This window comes from Streptomyces sp. AM 4-1-1, from assembly GCF_029167625.1.
GTDB lineage: Bacteria > Actinomycetota > Actinomycetes > Streptomycetales > Streptomycetaceae > Streptomyces.
On the sequence record NZ_CP119145.1, the window covers coordinates 5,941,833 to 5,958,455 of the forward strand.

Consider the following 16,623-nt stretch of genomic DNA (forward strand, 5'->3'; position numbering starts at 1 on the left):
GGGTTTCCGGGGTTGGGGCCGCGTGGTTCAGGACACATGCCGCGGGACACGGATTCGGGACACGGGCTTCAGGAAGCCGGTCGGTTCAGGAAGCCGGTCCCCGCCGGGTGGCGACCGTCACCCGGTCGACCCGCATCGGGTGGCCCGGCTCGGTCGCCCCGGTCGCCGTGGCGCCGTCGGTGACGGGGAGGTTCCCGCCGATGGCCACGTTCAGGATCAGGAACATCCCGTGGTTCACCGCCCGGTCCCAGGTCGCCCTGTCCATCCGGGCGGCGCTCACCCGGTGGTGGACGCGGCCGTCCACGTACCAGCGGACCTCCTCCGCGCCCCGGGTGCGGTCCACCTCCACCGCGTACGTGTGAAATCCCGTACGGCAGTCCGGGCACGCCCTGGGGGCCGAGACCAGGCCCACCGGTTCCGCGCAGGGACCGCCGGCGAGCAGTCCGCAGTGCATGGTGCCGAAGACGGTGTCCCGGCCGTTCACGGACTCCATGATGTCCAGCTCACCGACGCCCGGCCAGCCGGTCCAGCCGTCCCGCAGCTCGCCGCCCAGCGTCCAGAACGCGGGCCAGTACCCCTCCGCCGCACGGCCGGTGACGTCGGGCAGCGCCAGGGACGCCTCGATCCGGAGCATCCCGCCGGGCGGCGCGGTGAAGTCGGCCCTACGGGTCTCGATCCGGCCCGACCTCCAGTGGCCGCCCTCCCGGGTGGGCACGATCTCCAGGGCGCCCCTGCCGTCCAGCCGGACGTTGTCGGTGGAGTCCGTCATCGTCTCGATCTCACCGGTGCCCCACCTCGGAGCCGGGCAGCCCGGGTAGCAGGTGCCGATGTCGTACGTCCAGCGCGCGGCGGACGGTCCGCTGCCCGCCGGTCCGTCGAAGTCGTCCCGGAACACCTGCGTCCAGCCGGACGCCGGAGCCCGGGGCAGCCCGCCCGCGTCCGTCAGCAACCGCTCCAGCCGGGGCGTGAGCACCACGGCCGCGGCATTGGTGAGGTGCGCGTCGTCCCGGTACAGCAGGATTCGGTCCAGTACCGCGGGGCAGGTGGCGGCCCGCGCGGGGCACAGGACGTCGTTCACCGAGACGGACCGCACACCGGGCGTCCGGCCCGCCGCGATCCGCTGCGCCAGCGGGTCGGGCCACCGGGCCTCCTTCCGGTCGAAGGCGCAGGGGCCGGGGTCGTTCCGGTGTCCGGAGACACAGGCCGGGATGTCCTTGCCGGGGACGGGGGTGTCCTCGACGTAGACGATCGGAGCGCCCAACTCCCTCAGCTGCTCCAGTGTGTTGTCCCACCCCTCGGCGAGGCGCCCGGGGCCGTCGGTGTACCGGTTCAGGGAGGCGATCACGATCAGCCGGGGCTTGGGGCCCTGTCGCAGCCGCTCCAGACTGTCCGTCCGCCAGGTGTCGCACTCGTGATACGTACGACCCAACTGGGGGCTGGTGACGGTGAGTCGGGGGAGTGGGCAGCCCTGCTTCACCAACTCCTGGAGCGCCCAGCCGCGTTGGGACGCCATGGCGAGCAGCGGAGAGAACCACTGTCCGGCGTGGGAGTCGCCGAGCAGCACGATCCGGTCCGCGCTGTCCTTCGCCCCGAACAGGCACGGCGGACTGCTGACCGTCCCGGGAGCCACCTCGCACGCCCCGTCCGGCGGGAAGTCCTGGCGGGCCTGGACCGCGCTGGGCACCACCGGCCCGTCCGGGACCGCCCCGGCGGTCCTGGCCAGCAGGAACGGGCCGGCCGCCGCGCCCGGCGGCAGGCCCTTGAGGTCGACCGGTGTGGACGGGCCCAGCAGCCGCAGCGTGGTCGTCCCCGTCACCAGCGCCAGCACCACCGGAATGATGATCGCCGACAGACCTACCGACAGCCCGCGCCGGGGGAGTTCCAGCACCGTGCGGCTGTACCGCAGGGGCCGCTCCACCCAGTGCGTGGTGGCCAGCGCGGGCAGCGCCGACGCCACCGTCAGCGCCGCCTTCACGGGCCAGCCGAGCGTGCCGAACCGCGCCTCGGCCAGCACCAGCACCGGCCAGTGCCACAGATACAGGGTGTACGAGAGCCGGCCGACGGCCCGGGGCGCCCGCGCCGCCAGCAACCGCGCGACTCCGGCCGGTGCCTCGTGGGCGTGCCGGTCCGGAATTCCGGCGAGGATGATCGCCGCCGTGCCCAGGGTCGGGACCAGGGCCGCGTACCCCGGGTAGGGCGTCGACGCGTCGTACCGCAGCACGCTCCAGCCGATCGCAGCGAGCCCCGCCCAGCCGGACAGCAGCCGCAGCGCGCGCGGACCGCGCAGCAGATGCCACGGCAACAGCGCCAGCAGTGCCCCCACGCCGAACTGCCAGACCCGCGAGGGCGTCCCGAGGTAGGCCAGCGAGACGGAGGAGTCCGCCCAGTGCAGGGAGAGACCGAAGGAGACGAGCGTCGCAGCCGCGGTGACGGCGGCGGCGACGGCCCGCAGGGCACGGCCGCGCCGCACGGCCCGCGCCACGGCGTACGCGAGCAGCGCGAACAGCGGTGCCCAGACCAGGTAGAACTGCTCCTCCACGGCCAGGGACCAGAAGTGCAGCAACGGGCTCTGGTCGTGCCCGGCGGCGAGGTAGTCGGTCTGCTGCGAGACGAACCGCCAGTTGGCGACGGACAGGGCCGCCGCGACGACGTCGTACTCAAGGTCGGTGCGCCGCAGCGGCACGGTCAGCCACGCCCCCGCCAGTGCCACCGCGGCGAGCACCACGGCGACGGACGGGAGCAGTCGGCGGGCCCGGCGCGAGAAGAACTCCCCGAGCCGGACGCGGCCGGTGGCGACCGCCTCACGGACCAACAGACCGGTGATCAGATAGCCGGATATGACGAGGAAGACGTCCACGCCGACGAAGCCCCCGGCGAATCCGGGCAGGGCCGCGTGGAACGCCAGCACACAGAGCACGGCCACCGCCCGCAGTCCCTCGATGTCGGGACGGAACCTGGTGTGGCCGGGAGCGCTCCCGGAACCGCGGCGCCCCGGGGGCCGGGGACTGCGGGGGCCGGAGCCGTCGAACGGGGAGCCGGGGTCGGTGGTGCGGTCGGGACGGGGGTCCGGGACCACGGTTGTTGACATGGGTGACGAGGGCCTTTCAGCTCAGCCAGGGCAGCATCGGGTCGACCCAGCCGGACGCGAGCAGGGCGGTCAGCACGAGCGCGGCGGTGACGGCCAGCGTCTCCGGCCAGCGCCGGGGCAGCATTCCGCCGCCCGGCACCCGCACGGAGAACCGGGCCGGGACCGGCGTACGCACGGGACCGCCCGGCCCACGCACCGGACCCTCCGGCGCTCCGGACGGCCGGCCGGGCACGGCGGACACGGCGGCGACAGCGGAAGCGGCGGACAGAGCGGGTGCGACGGTCGCAGCGGGTGCGTCGGACACTTCGGACACGGCCGCGCCGGACGCCCGCGCCGGGCGAAGTTCGGCCAGCAGATCGCGGATCAGCGGCAGATTGATCTGGCACTGCACCACCAGATACAGACCGAGCCCCCAGGCGGGCCCCCAGCCGTTGCGGGACATGACCAGGGCGAGCCCGACGGCGGCGGCCCCCGTGGAGAGGCAGAGCCAGACCAGCGAGACGAGCACCACCCGGCGGGCCAGGCCGCCGGACGACGAGCCCTTCGCCCCGGTGGGTACCCAGGCCGCGCTGCGCCCCCGCAGGGTGTGCAGGAACGCCACCGCGGCGGCGACGCTGGTCAGCACGTTGGCCCGGATCACCTCCACCCGCCAGCGCGTCCGGCTGACACGTGGCATCAGGACGTGCCACAGCCAGAGCGGGGCGAGCAGGGGCAGTACGTGCCAGGGGCGGATGTCGTCCGGGTACCGGAACATCATCACCAGTGGCGGCAGCGGCGCCGCGAAGGTGTTCACCGCCGTGGTCAGATAGCCGACGATCCCCTCGTAGAAGCACAGCCGCATCCGCCACGGGGCGCCCATCCGCTTCAGCACGGGGGTGGTGAGCAGATGCACGTTGCCCATCGCCCAGCGGTACTGCTGGTTGACGTACGAGGCCAGGCTGTCGGGCGAGGTGCCCTTGGCCACCAGCACGGGGACGTACAGGGTGCGGAACCCGCGTTCGTGGAGGGCGAGCCCGGTGTACAGGTCCTCACTGTGGTCGAGCCGGGCGAATCCGCCGGCCCGGTCGATCGCCTCACGCCGGTACACGGCGTTGCTGCCGCAGCAGATGGCGGCGTCGCTGGCGTCGCGGGACGGCTGGATCCAGCGGAAGAACCACTCCTGGGCCGATCCCGCGGCGCGCTGTATCCAGCCCATGGTGGCGTCCGTGTCGAAGCACTGCGGGCTCTGGACGATGCCCACGCCGGGATCTGCCAGGTACGGCACGAGATGGCGCAGGAAGTCGGGCCGGGGCGCGAAGTCGGCGTCCAGGATGGCGATGTGCTCCGCCGTGCTCAGGGTGAGCGCGTGGTTGAGGTTCCCCGCCTTCTTCAGATGCCCCCGGTCGGGACGTACGACGTAGCGGTAGCCGTACCGGGCGGCCAGTTCGGCCACCTCGGTACGGTCCGCGTCGTCCAGTACCCAGACGGTCAGCGCGTCCGGCCAGTCCAGCGCCGTGACCGCCCGGTAGGCGTTCTCCAGTACGGGGAGCGGTTCACCGCAGGTCGGCAGGTACAGGTCCACCGTCGGGAGTCCGGCCGGATTCCAGGCACGGACGAGCACTTCGTGGGATCTGCGCGTCAGCCTGCGCTGGCGCAGGCCGTTGAAGCTCGACAGCACGAGGGCGACGACGTTGAGCGACAGCACCGCGAGGAAGGCCCACAGGGCCGGGGTGCGCAGAGCGAAGGTCAGCATCGTCGCCGCCGTGAGGACGAAGGCGAGGGAGGTGCTGATCAGCACCCAGCGGCGTTGAGGTCCGAAGTACCAGAAAAGCTCCTGGTCGGAAGGAGGTTGAGGTAAGTGATGAAGCGTCATGAATGGCCCCCACCGGTCATGTATTCCCCTCTATCGGGGCAACCCATCCTACTGCCAAAGGTATAGACCACTGACCGAGGTGAGGAGAATGGCGTGTTAACGCTCCGCCAACTCTCCCGGCGCCCGCCCCGCCGGAACCACTTCGTGTCCGATTCGCCCTGAGGTCGGCGGTGTACCGGGGCGGGTGCCTGAGGGTGCCCCGTGGTGGCGGAGACGGTGAACCGGCGGCCCCGTGAGCCGCCTTGCCCGTGCGGGGCGGCTGGGGAATGCTGCCGCGACGGCTCTGTGGCGGCCGTGATGCGGGAGTTCTCGGCGCGCGGCGCTCCGAATCCGTCCGTGACCCGCTGAACGGTCATGCTCGCGCCAAATGCCAACACGCATTTCGGTGTCGGCCGGCGTCGGAAGAACGCAATCCTGCCACGATATCGCGCACATTCGTGCCGCTCGACGGCGGTGTGCCGGTGGCCGGTACAACCATCGCTCACCGCATGCCACTCAGGGGTCGCTCTGTGTGAATCGCCAGGAGGGGGTGGCGCCTTGGCCGACTGGTGTTTCCGATTCCGATGTTGACACCTGAAGTTGGTCTAGTCCATTTTAGTGAGACACGAGTGCAGCAAGGGGCGGGTGTGGCGCACCCTCCTTGGCGGACGGGCCAGTTGGCCTGCCGACACCATGAGGGCACCCCCGAGGTGTCGACGGTCTGTGTGGGGCGCCAAGTGCGGGGGGACGACTGGGCGGCAGGCCCGTGCTGTATTCGCTGAGAACCGCATTTCCCCCGGGACGACCGGTCGGCGCGAAGCGTGCTTCCCTCGGGTCGCGTCGCGGAGCGCCTGTTCGTCCCCCGACAACCACACCGACCGCCGTCGTTCGCTCAATCTCCTTCTCACTGGCGCTCGGTGACTGATCGTGGCCCACATCGGCGTCGGCCTCGACGGGTGCGCGGAGACCGGTCCCGGTTCTGCCGTGCGGGCCCCGCGCCGCTGGTGTGTTCCGACGCGAGAGCGGTCCGGGGGCGGCCCGATCGGGCACGGAAGATCTCAATTTTTTGGAGTGATTGCATGTCGAAGCCTGACGACTATCTGTATCGGGCACCCTCGGACGTCCCCTATTTCAGCTCGGACGCCGATACCTATCTGGCCCGGACGCAGTTGCGGGACCTCCGGAAGACCCGGGAACTCCGGGTCCTTTCCGAGGAGGACTTCGCCTTCTGGCAGACGTACGGATACATCGTGGTGAAGCAGGCGATCCCGGCCGACGCCGCGAAACGTCTGCTGGATTTCACCTGGGATTTCCAGGGACTTGATCCGGAGCGGCCCGAAACCTGGTACGAGGACCGTGAATTCCGTACGGATCTGGACCGGGAACTGCACATCTACGGTTTCGTGGAGGCGTACCACCACCAGCTTCTGTGGGACAGCCGTCAGGCCCAGCGGGTGTACGACGCTTTCGTCGACGTATGGGACTGCGAAGAACTCTGGGTCACCCTGGACCGGCTCAATCTGAATCCGCCCAACATCAAGAACCGGGACCGCGCGCTCATAGCGCCGACGGAGAAGGGTTTCGACATCGAGCTGCACTGGGATGTCGACACCACGCTCGGCATGCTGCCGCAGCGGGTCCAGGGGATCATCGCCCTGAACGACACCGACGAGGCGAGCGGCGGCTTCCAGTGCGCGCCCGAGCTGTTCCGCCGGTTCGACCGGTGGAAGGCCCTCCAGCCGGCCGACCGGGACCCGATCCGACCCGCGTTCGACCGGGCGGACATGCCCGTGGTCCGACCGGAGCTGGAGGCCGGTGACCTGCTGATCTGGAACGGTCTGCTGGCGCACGGAGTGGCCCCGAACACCTCCGGGAACCGTGTCCGTTCGGTCCAGTACCTCTCGATGATGCCCGCGCTCGAAACGCACGAGAGGCTGCGGCGCTCCCGGGTCGAGTCCTGGCGCGACCTCAGCACGCCGGACTGGAACGCGACGCTGGTCGGCGACGCCACGAAGCACGAATCGCTGCGGTACGAGACCGCCGAGCTGACCGACCTGGGCGCCAAGCTGCTGGGTCTTGAATCGTGGACCGGCCGGGATCTCGGCCGGCCGACCGGGGGAGCAGCATGCGCAGAATCTGCCTGACCCTTCCCACCAACAGGGCGTGCGCGGCGACGATATCCGCCATCGGCGAGGAGGCGGACCACGCGGCCGAGCACTTCGGCGTCGAGGTCCACCTGCTGATCCTGGACTCCTCCGCCGAGCCCGTGTTCGCCGAGCACGCGAAGGTCGTGCGCGAGACGCGCAGGGCGCCCGGAGTGGTGACGCACCATCTGGACGAGGCGGCTCAGCGGGACTTCCTGCGCCGGGTGATCAGCCGCGCCGGCCTGGCGGAACCCGAGCTGCTGCTCGACCTCATGCTGCCGGACGCCCTGTCCTACGGCGCCTGCACCAACCGCGCCTTCCTCATCGGTGCCGCGCTCGGCTGCGAGTCCGTGCACCGCAGGGATTCCGACAGCCGTTACCAGGTCGTCGACGGCGTGCCCGTCCATCCCGTCCACCACGAGCTGATGTCCCTCGGGAAGACCGCGGCCGACGCGGCGAGCGGGGTCACCGAGACCACGCTGGACCCGGCGCACGCACACCGGCCGGTGGCGATGGTGGGCAGTTCCTTCACGGGCGAGCCGTCCGTGGACATCGACGAGATCCACCGGCTCGACCGCGGCGTCTACCACGACGTGGTCAGCCTGTGGGCGCCCCAGGACTGGTCGGACGAGCAGAAGCGGCAGCTCGTCGACGAGTCCTTCCGGGGAGCCGGCGCCGAGCCCTTCACCCGGGACCACTCGTCCCTGGGACTCGTCGACCCCATGCGCGTCGACATGTGCAACATCAGCTTCCACCAGGTGCACGAACGTGTGCCGCTGCCGCCCGCGACGGACACCATCGGCAGCGACTACTTCCTGATCCACCTCGTGCACGACGCCGCCCTGCCCGGCGTCCTGCACAACCGCAACATCGAGAACTTCTACACCGGGGAACGCCGCACCGACCCCGGATTCATGGCCTACCAGCTGCGGTTCGTGAAGTTCTTCCTCTCGATGCTTTATTTCAACTTCATTTACGAAAGAATGGCGCAGAGTGGCGAAGCGCTGCTCGACGAGCACGATCAGGTACGGGCGTCCGCCGTCGTGGAATTCGCCAGGGAGAGCACCGGCCTCGACCGCGCGGAGAATGTGTGGCGGCTGGACGTCCTGGACAGCTCCTACCGGAAGCTGGGCGGCAGATACGCCACGTTCGCCGACCTCCTGGCCTCACGTCGTGAGCGACTGCTCGACGAGGCCCGCCAGGACATCGAGAACTTCGCACTGCTCACCGAGGCATGGGGTCCGATGATCGAGGCGGGCAGAGCCACGGATCTCGGACAACTCCAACGGCAGTCGGGCTGAGACTGTCGATGATGCACAAGAACACGGCCCTGCTCGCGGCTCTCGCCGCCGCCACCGAGGACCAGATCGTCTACGACCTCCCCGGAATAGAAGCGTGTTACGAGGACCTGCTGAGACAACTGCCCGGCGTCTCCGTCCGATTCGCCATGAAGGCGTGTCCGGTGGACGAGGTGCTTTCCCTGCTGGCCGGGAACGGCGCCGGCGCCGACGCGGCGAGCCCCAACGAGATCCGGCAGGCGATCGGCACCGGGGTGCCGGTCGAGAGAATTCATTACGGGAACACCGTCAAGTCCGACCAGAACATCGTCGACGCGTACCGTCTCGGCATCAGGGTTTTCGCGACCGACAGCCTGGAGGACGTGACGGCGATCGCCGCCCACGCCCCCGGCGCGCGGGTGTTCTGCCGGCTGGCCACCGACGGGGGCGGGGCGCTCTGGGGCCTCAGCAACAAGTACGGCTGCTCGGCCGACGACGCCGTGCGCGTGCTGGAGAGGGCGCGGGACCTGGGGCTGACACCGTCCGGACTGTCCATTCACGTCGGCTCGCAGCAGATGACGGCGCAGGCGTGGCGAAGCGCCCTCGACCGCCTGGCCGATGTCGTCGTGGCCCTGGGCCGGCGCGGAATACGGCTCGACCACATCAATCTCGGTGGTGGCCTGCCGGCCCGCGGGTACCGCGACAAGCGGGGCAACGAGCTGGACCCCCCGATCGCCGCGATCTTCGCCGAGATCCGGGAGGGCACCCGGCGGCTGAGGGAGATCTCCGCGAGCGCGCTGGACTTCATCGTGGAGCCGGGCCGCTATCTGGTCGCCGACCACGGTGCCATCCGGGCGCACGTGGCCCGGCTGTCGGCGCGGCAGAAGCTGAACGGTGAACGCCAGCACTGGCTCTACCTGAGCTGCGGGAAGTTCAACGGGCTGTACGAGATGGACGAGTTGCAGTACCGGCTCGTGTTCCCCTCGCACCCCGACGCCTCGTACGTACCGGCCGTCGTCGCGGGTCCCACCTGTGACAGCGACGACGCCTACTCGCACGAGCACGGGCTGGTCGAGGTGCCCGAGACGGCCACGTCCGGCGATCCCGTCTGGGTCCTCTCCTGTGGTGCGTACGCGACCAGTTACATGACCCAGGGGTTCAACGGTTTCGACCCGCTTCCGTACACCTTGATACCCGTGGGGGACGGCGAACGGGACGATCCGCGTCACCGGCGGCTGCCTTCCGGTGTCGGCGCGTCCGGGGAAGGCCTTCGGTAGATGAACCTCGATGTGCGCCTGCGGCACATCTCCGACCGTGACTGGGACGGCATCGTGGCGCTGGAATCCGGTGCCTACGCCGCCCTCGGACTGTCGGAGGACCGCGCCGCGCTGGAGTCCAGGGTCCGCGCGTCGCCGGGCACGTGCTTCGTGCTGGACCTCGGGCAGCGGCTGGCGGGATATCTGCTGGCACTGCCCTACCCGATGTTCCGCTACCCGGATCTGACCCGGGCGGAACAGACCGACTTCCACTCGCGCAACCTGCATCTGCACGACCTCGTCATCGCGGAGGACCTTCGCGGCAGAGGGCTGGCCAAGCAATTCCTGCACCACGTCACGGCGACGGCCGCGGCACAGGGGTACGAGCGGATGTCCCTGGTGGCCGTCGGCGGCACCGACACCTACTGGGCGGCGAACGGATTCGTCGCCCACCCGGGGGTCGTGCCGCCGGGCGGCTACGGCACGGACGCCGTGTACATGTCCACGACGGTGCGGGTGGACCGAGCCGAGAAGTCGAAGCCGACCGGCGCTGTGCTGCGCGGCTCATCCTTGCAAGACGAAGTGGGTTGATACACATGTTCCGCGTTCACGATCCATTCCTGCGCGCGCAGTTGGCGATCGCCGCCCTGTTCTGTTCGCTCGGCTTCCAGTACGCCACCTGGGCGGCACGGATTCCCGCGATCAAGGCGGACCTCGGCCTGACGGCGGCGGAGGTCGGCTTGTTGCTGATGGCCACCGGCGTGGGCGCGGCAGTTTCGTTTCCGCTGGTGGCGGTGCTGATGAAGCGGCTGGGCTCGCAGCACCTCGCGCTGCTGTCGGCCCTCTTCCTCGCCGCACTGCTCTTCGCGCTGGCCGAGGCGCCGAACTACCCGGTCGCCCTGCTGGTGATGTGCCTCGACGGGGTCGCGGTCGGTGGCCTGAACGTCGCCATGAACGCGCAGGGCGCCGCGCTGGAGGTGAAGTACTCGCGGAACGCCATGGCCAGGCTGCACGCGACGTTCAGCGGTGGCTCCCTGCTGGCCGCGCTCCTGGCCTCCGGGGTGAACGCGCTCACCTCGACCGTGGTCGTGCACTTCGGTGTCGCCGCCGTCCTGCTGCTCCTGCTGCTCGCGTACGCCAGGACCGGGCTGCTCACGGACGATCGGCCCGCCGAGCGCAAGGAGAAGGAGGAGAAGGAGGGGAAGGAGAAGAGCGGCAGCCGGTGGACCGTACCGTCCCGTCTGACGTTGTGGATGTGCGCGGCGATGGCGTTCGGCACGGTGGTCGAGGGCTCCATGAACGACTGGTCGGCCCTCTACATGAAGGACGTCGTCGAGGCTTCCGCGGAGCTGGCGCCCATGGGCATCGCCGTGGTCTCCGGGATGATGGTGCTGGCCCGTCTCTTCGCCGACGGCTGGCGCAGCCGCTGGGGTGACGGACGGATCGTCCGCGTCGGCAGTCTGCTGGCCGGTCTCGGCCTGGCGCTCGCGCTGCTGGCCGGTGGAGTGGTGCCCGCCCTGATCGGGTTCGCCTGCGTCGGGCTGGGCATCGCGGCCGTGACCCCGTGCGTGTACGTGGCGGCGGCGGGACAGGGTTCGGACTCACTGACCCTGGTCGCCGCCATGGGCACCACGGGCCTGCTGGCCGGGCCGCCGGTCATCGGGTTCATAGCGAGCGGCAGCAGTCTGGTGTGGGGGCTGGGCGCGGTCGCGCTGTCGGCGGTCGTCGTCTCGCTGTGCAGCACACAGATCCGCTGGACGGCGACCGCCTGAGGGCTGTCCCGCTAATTCCTGGTGGGCGCGCGACGACAGCTACGGCACCTCGCGGCGTTGTCGGAACGTCCCCATGCATCCAGTACGAGGACGCCCCTCCGCCTCGCGACGCACCACATCTGACGCCGCACGCTGATCCACCACGGATCGCGGGACAGCCCTTCGGGCCGTCGGGAAGAGTGCGGTGTCACTCCGGCGGTACGGTGAGCGGTTCCGCCATCGGTGTCCGGGGCGTCGGCGTGATCACGCCGACGCCCCGGCGGCATGTCCGCCGGGACGTCCGCCCGGTCACTCCAGTGTGATCGCCCCCACGGGACAGGCACGCGCCGCCTCCCCGGTCATCGGGCCCTCGACGGCGTCCTCGTGCCCCGGCAACAGAGCGCTGAGGCCGTCGTCGTCCTGGGTGAAGACCTTCGGAGCGGTCAGGGCGCACTGGCCGGCGCCGATGCACACGTCCGTGTCGATACTGATCTGCATCGCGAGTGGTTCCTTTCCTGAGGGCTGTCCCGTGGTCCCCGGCCGGTGCGCGGTCACCACGACACGGGCAGTTCGAGCATGCCCTGGAGCGTGTCGCCCGGCTTGAAGGGGATGTCGTCGGCGGGCGCCGCCAGTCGCAGCCCCGGCAGCCGGGTGAAGAGGGAGCGCAGCGCGATCTCGATCTCGGCCCGCGCCAGGTTCTGGCCGAGGCACTGGTGGACGCCGAAGCCGAAGGCGACGTGATGGCGCGCCTCCCGGCCCAGGTCCAGTCGGTCCGGTGACGGGTAGGTGGCCTCGTCGCGGTTGATCACCGACGCGGCCAGCGCGATGCCGTCACCGGCCCGGATCGTCACTCCACCGATCTCGATGTCCTCCATGGCCAGCCGGGCCATGCTGTCCGCGATGGACAGGTACCGCAGCAACTCCTCGACGGCGGACGGCATCAGGTCCTCCGACTCGCGCAACCTGGCCAGCTCCGCCGGATGCTGGAGGAGCGTGAAGGTGCCCAGCGAGATCATGTTCGCGGTCGTCTCATGGCCCGCGACCAGCAGGATCTGGGACAACTGGACGAGTTCTTCCCGGTCGATGTCCCCGTCGGCGAGCTGACGGGCGATCAGTTCGTCCAGCAGTCCCTCACCGGTGTTCTTCTGTTTGCTGTCGATCAGTACCCGGAAGTAGTCGTCGAGCGCGTCGCGCGCCGAGTCGATGTCGGCGGCCGACGGCCCCCGCAGCAGCTTGCGCGACTGCTCCTCGAAGAACTCGTGGTCGGCGTACGGGACACCGAGCAGCGTACAGATCACCATCGAGGGGACGGGCAGTGCGAAGTCGGTGACCAGGTCGGTGGGCGGCCCCTGCTCGATCATCGCGTCCAGCAGCCGGTCCACGGTCTCCTGGATGCGTGGCCGCAGCGCCGCGGTCCGCTTGAGGGTGAAGCTCGGGATCAGCATGCGGCGTTGGACGTTGTGCTCGGGATCGTCGAGCCCGACCAGTGCGACACGTCGTCTGGTCGCGGCGACCCGTTCGTTGAAGAGGGGGAAGTCCGGGTTCTCCCGGGCGGACGACAGCCGCTTGTCCACCAGCAGCGCGCGGGCCTCGGCGTGCCCGGTGACGAGCCACACCCTGCGGCCGTCGAAGAGCGTCGCGAGCGAGAGCGGTCGCCGGGGCCCGTCCTCGGGCCGTGGGCGGTACCCCGTGGGCGGGTGATAGGGACAGGTGCGGTCCTGCGGGAAGGAGACGGTCTCGGTCTCTGACATGGCGGGCCTCACAGACGGGAGGGGAGGATTCCTACCGGTCCCTGCCCACTAGATGCCTCAGACACCTAATTGGTCTACGCGATGTTCGGCCAACTGTGGTGCCGTCCCGTGGGGTTGTTCCGCGGGGTTGCTCCGCGACCCCCGCGCCCGGCGCGGCCGGAACGCGCACCGTCCGGCCGCGCCTGAGGGCGCGACCGGACGGAGGCGGCGGCTGTGTGCGTGGGGCAGCGTGCGGCGGGAGCGGACCGCCCGTCAGAACTTCACGTCGGAGCAGGCGTAGAAGGCGTTACCGGTGTCCGCGACCGTCCACACGCCGAGGATCAGGTGCTTGCCGGACTTCTGGGGCAGCGTGCCGGTGTGGGTCACCGTGTTGCCCGGCAGGCGGCCGCCGAACGGCACGGTCAGGAACGGCTGCGGGTCCAGGTCGGCCCTGGTCAGCGGCTTGGCGGGGTTGTACCCGTCCTTGGTGATGTAGTAGCGGAAGTCGGTCGTGGCGTGCCGGGCGGAGATCCGCCAGCTGAAGGTGTAGTTCTGGCCGGCGCTGACGTTGGTGGCGGGCCAGTTCCCGCTGCGCGGGTCGTCCAGCTCGGAGAAGCGGCCGTTGCCGCCCGCGCAGATGAGGCCGTCGGCGGGGCCCTTGCTGGGGAAGCCCTTGGGGCCCTCGACGCTCGGGGGCTCCCACTGGATCTGGCCGCAGCCGCGTACGGTGCCGTTGCCGCACAGCTGCTGCCTGCTGATGGGGGAGTCGGTGTAGCCGTGGCCCTGCGCACTGCCGGATACGGCCAATACGGAGGCGCCGACCATTCCGAGGCCGAGAAGTGTCGAGGTGATCTTCCTGCGCATGCTTCGCTCCTGGGGGGTGGGAGTGGGGGTCGCTGCGGGATGGACGGGGCGTACGCGCTCACCTTGCTGCGGTCTAGACCAACTCCGAGATTAGCGGCGCCACTTGGTCATGTCCATACCAGGAATGGGCTCGGATGTGACCTGGGCCACTGTGTGCGTGTGCGCCCGGGAATGGGGGTTTTCGAACGTCATGCGCACGGTGACGGCCGTCCGGGCGCAGGGACCCCGCACGGTCCGGGGCGGGACACTGGTTGCGCGGTCCGCGGCGTACTCGCAGGCTGGGGGAGAACAGGGCCGGGGGTGACGGCCTCCCCCACGGCAGGGAGTGGAGGAGGCCGTCAGCGCGTCCATGCCTCACCACGACACCCAGCAGGAGCAGGCGTATGAAGATCGGCATCATCGGCGCCGGAAACATCGGCGGCACCCTCGCCCGACGGCTGACGGAACTCGGCCATGAGGTCGTGGTCGCCAATTCCAGGGGCCCGCAGACCCTCACCGACCTGGCCGCGGAGACCGGGGCACGGGCGGTGGCGGCCGAGGACGCTCCGAAGGGGGCGGACCTGGTCGTGGTGACGATTCCCGAGATCAGGGTCCCCGACCTGCCCGCCGGGCTCTTCGACGACGTGTCCGAGCACCTGATCGTCGTCGACACCGGCAACTACTACCCCCGGCAGCGCGACGGCCGGATCGACGAGATCGAGGAGGGGCTGCCGGAGAGCCGCTGGGCCGAGAAGCGGTTGCGTCACCCGGTGATCAAGGCGTTCAACAACATCTACGCCCAGCATCTCGGCGACGAAGCCCGTGAGCCCGGAACCCCCGGCCGGATCGCACTGCCGGTGGCCGGGGACGACGAGCGGGCCAAGGCCGTCGTCATGGAACTGGTGGACGCGCTCGGCTTCGATCCGGTCGACGCGGGGGGCCTCGACGAGTCGTGGCGGCAGCAGCCGGGGACACCGGTCTACACCACCGATCTGGACGCCGAAGGAGTGCGGCGCGGACTCGCCGAGGCCGGCCGGGACCGTACGGCGCAGTGGCGGGCCACCCCCGCCAGCCCCGGCACGTTCGACGCGCCCGCCTGATCCGCGCCGCGCGTCCGCGCCCGGACGGGGGCGGGGACGAGAAGCGGCCGCACGCGCCGTCGCGGTGCCCGTGCCCGGTGTCCGTACGCGTACCCATGCCCGCGCCGTGTCCGTACGCGTACCCATGCCCGCGCCGTCGTGTGCCCGTGCCTGTACGCGTGTCCACGGCCGTACGCGTATCCACGCCCGTGCCGTGGCGGGCCCGGGCGGGTGCCACGGCACGGGCGCGTGCCCGTACGTCGTACCCGTGCGTCCGGCCGTACCGGTGGCCGCTCCGCACCCGTGCCCGTGGCTGTCCTCGTACCGCTCCCGTGCCCGGCCCGCTCGCGCACGGGCCCCGGCACCGCCCCGGTTCGCGCCTCTTGACCGTCGTCCGCTTCCTCGCCCGGTCGGCCGTCGGCCGAACGGGCGTGTCCCGTGCCGCGTCCCGGTGGCACGGCCGGAAAACGCGCGTGGCGCCGGGGTTGAGTTGCCGCCCGTGCCGCTCGCCCCCAGCATGGAGTGACCCGCGCCGCCGGGAAGTCGGTTCGCTCAGCCGCTCGCGGCCTTGGAGGACGGAGGACCCCGAATGGTCTCGTACTTCGAGAACAGCACCGATGCACTGGTGCCGGACGCCCTGGCCGGTTTCGCCCGTGCCCATGCCGATCTCGTCACCTACGACACCGGTCACGGCTACTTCACCGCACGGCACACGGCGAAGGCCCGGCGGGTGGCTCTGCTCTCCGGGGGCGGCTCGGGCCACGAACCGCTGCACGTCGGATTCGTCGGCGCGGGGATGCTCGACGCCGCGTGTCCGGGCCGGGTCTTCGCCTCACCGCACAACCGGCAGGTGTACCAGGCGTCCCTGGCGGTCGCCCGGTCCGAGGGCGTCCTGCACATCGTGAAGAACTACACCGGCGACCGGATCAACTTCGGCATCGCCGCCGAACGCCTGGCCCACCACGACATCCCCTGTGAACGCGTCCTCGTCGACGACGACCTGGCCTCCGACTCGGCGGACATCGCCTCGGGCCGTCGGGGCACGGGCGGCACGGTGCTCATCGAGAAGATCCTCGGCGCCGCCGCGGACACCGGCATGGGACTGCGGGAACTGGCCGACCTCGGCGCCGCCCTGGCGGAACGCTGCCGCACCCTGGCCGTCGCATCCGCCGCCCACACCGCGCCGACCACCGGGAGACCGGCGTTCGAGCTGCCGGCGCACGAGCTGGAGTACGGCGTCGGCATACACGGCGAGCGCGCCGATCACACCCGGCGGCACGGGTCCGTCGGGTCGCTGGTCGAGGAGATGACGGACGCGCTGCTGGCGGCGCTCGGCCCCGGGCCGGACGACTCGGTGATCGCGCTGGTCAACGGACTGGGTTCGGTCACCCCGCTGGAGCTGTACGGGATCTTCGGGGAGCTGGGCCGGGTGCTCGACGCCCGGGGGACCGGACTCGCCCGTTCCCTCATCGGCGACTACGTCACGGCCCTGGACATGCGGGGCTTCTCCCTCACCCTGCTCGTGGCCGACGCCCGGGTGCTGGACTTCTACGAGGCGCCCGTCCGCACGGCGGCGCTGTGCTGGTGACCGGGCGAACGGCGAAGCCCGGGGACCGGGGAACCG

The 16,623-nt window shown here is 70.6% G+C and carries 12 protein-coding genes; 7 read left to right on the forward strand and 5 right to left on the reverse strand.

The features are described from left to right. Positions 1-85: 85 nt before the first annotated feature. Together PZB75_RS25130 and PZB75_RS25135 are read right to left on the reverse strand one after the other, a co-directional pair. Entirely contained in the window at positions 86-3,088 is a 3,003-nt protein-coding gene (locus PZB75_RS25130) for an SGNH hydrolase domain-containing protein (protein WP_275537561.1), read from the reverse strand. Positions 3,089-3,104: 16 nt separating this feature from the next. Further along, on the reverse strand, positions 3,105-4,940 hold the full coding sequence (locus tag PZB75_RS25135; RefSeq protein ID WP_275537562.1) for a cellulose synthase catalytic subunit: 1,836 nt from the start codon (positions 4,938-4,940) through the stop codon (positions 3,105-3,107). Positions 4,941-5,998: 1,058 nt separating this feature from the next. Here PZB75_RS25135 and PZB75_RS25140 point away from each other — a divergent pair. The 5 genes from PZB75_RS25140 to PZB75_RS25160 are packed head-to-tail and all read left to right on the forward strand — an operon-like array spanning position 5,999 to position 11,368. Then, positions 5,999-7,063 (forward strand): YbiU family protein, encoded by a 1,065-nt coding sequence (locus PZB75_RS25140; RefSeq protein WP_275537563.1) that lies wholly within the window; start codon positions 5,999-6,001, stop codon positions 7,061-7,063. Further along, positions 7,045-8,364, forward strand: a complete 1,320-nt coding sequence (locus PZB75_RS25145; protein WP_275537564.1) for a DUF6271 family protein — start codon at positions 7,045-7,047, stop codon at positions 8,362-8,364. The genes PZB75_RS25140 and PZB75_RS25145 overlap by 19 nt, the downstream gene beginning before the upstream one ends. 11 nt (positions 8,365-8,375) lie before the next feature. Continuing rightward, a complete protein-coding gene (locus PZB75_RS25150) occupies positions 8,376-9,617 on the forward strand; it encodes a type III PLP-dependent enzyme (RefSeq protein WP_275537565.1) in 1,242 nt (413 codons plus the stop codon). Further along, complete coding sequence (locus PZB75_RS25155; protein ID WP_275537566.1) at positions 9,618-10,187, forward strand: GNAT family N-acetyltransferase; 570 nt, start codon at positions 9,618-9,620, stop codon at positions 10,185-10,187. Between the two features lie 5 nt (positions 10,188-10,192). After that, positions 10,193-11,368: an MFS transporter gene (locus PZB75_RS25160; protein ID WP_275537567.1), complete on the forward strand. Its 1,176-nt coding sequence runs from the start codon at positions 10,193-10,195 to the stop codon at positions 11,366-11,368. Positions 11,369-11,656: 288 nt separating this feature from the next. Here the strand turns inward: PZB75_RS25160 and PZB75_RS25165 are convergent, their stop codons facing one another. The 3 genes from PZB75_RS25165 to PZB75_RS25175 form a co-directional block, all read right to left on the reverse strand. Further along, a complete protein-coding gene (locus PZB75_RS25165; RefSeq protein WP_275537568.1) occupies positions 11,657-11,845 on the reverse strand; it encodes a ferredoxin in 189 nt (62 codons plus the stop codon). A gap of 53 nt (positions 11,846-11,898) precedes the next feature. Beyond that, entirely contained in the window at positions 11,899-13,098 is a 1,200-nt protein-coding gene (locus tag PZB75_RS25170) for a cytochrome P450 (protein ID WP_275537569.1), read from the reverse strand. A 252-nt stretch (positions 13,099-13,350) separates the two neighbouring features. Then, complete coding sequence (locus PZB75_RS25175) at positions 13,351-13,941, reverse strand: lytic polysaccharide monooxygenase auxiliary activity family 9 protein (RefSeq protein WP_275537570.1); 591 nt, start codon at positions 13,939-13,941, stop codon at positions 13,351-13,353. Positions 13,942-14,192: 251 nt separating this feature from the next. On the opposite strand from PZB75_RS25175, the gene PZB75_RS25180 reads away from it, so the two are divergent. Together PZB75_RS25180 and PZB75_RS25185 are read left to right on the forward strand one after the other, a co-directional pair. After that, positions 14,193-15,020 (forward strand): NADPH-dependent F420 reductase, encoded by an 828-nt coding sequence (locus PZB75_RS25180; protein ID WP_275537571.1) that lies wholly within the window; start codon positions 14,193-14,195, stop codon positions 15,018-15,020. Positions 15,021-15,588: 568 nt separating this feature from the next. Further along, positions 15,589-16,587 carry a dihydroxyacetone kinase subunit DhaK gene (locus PZB75_RS25185; RefSeq protein ID WP_275537572.1) on the forward strand — a complete coding sequence of 333 codons (999 nt, stop codon included), beginning with the start codon at positions 15,589-15,591 and terminating at the stop codon, positions 16,585-16,587. Positions 16,588-16,623 lie beyond the last annotated feature (36 nt).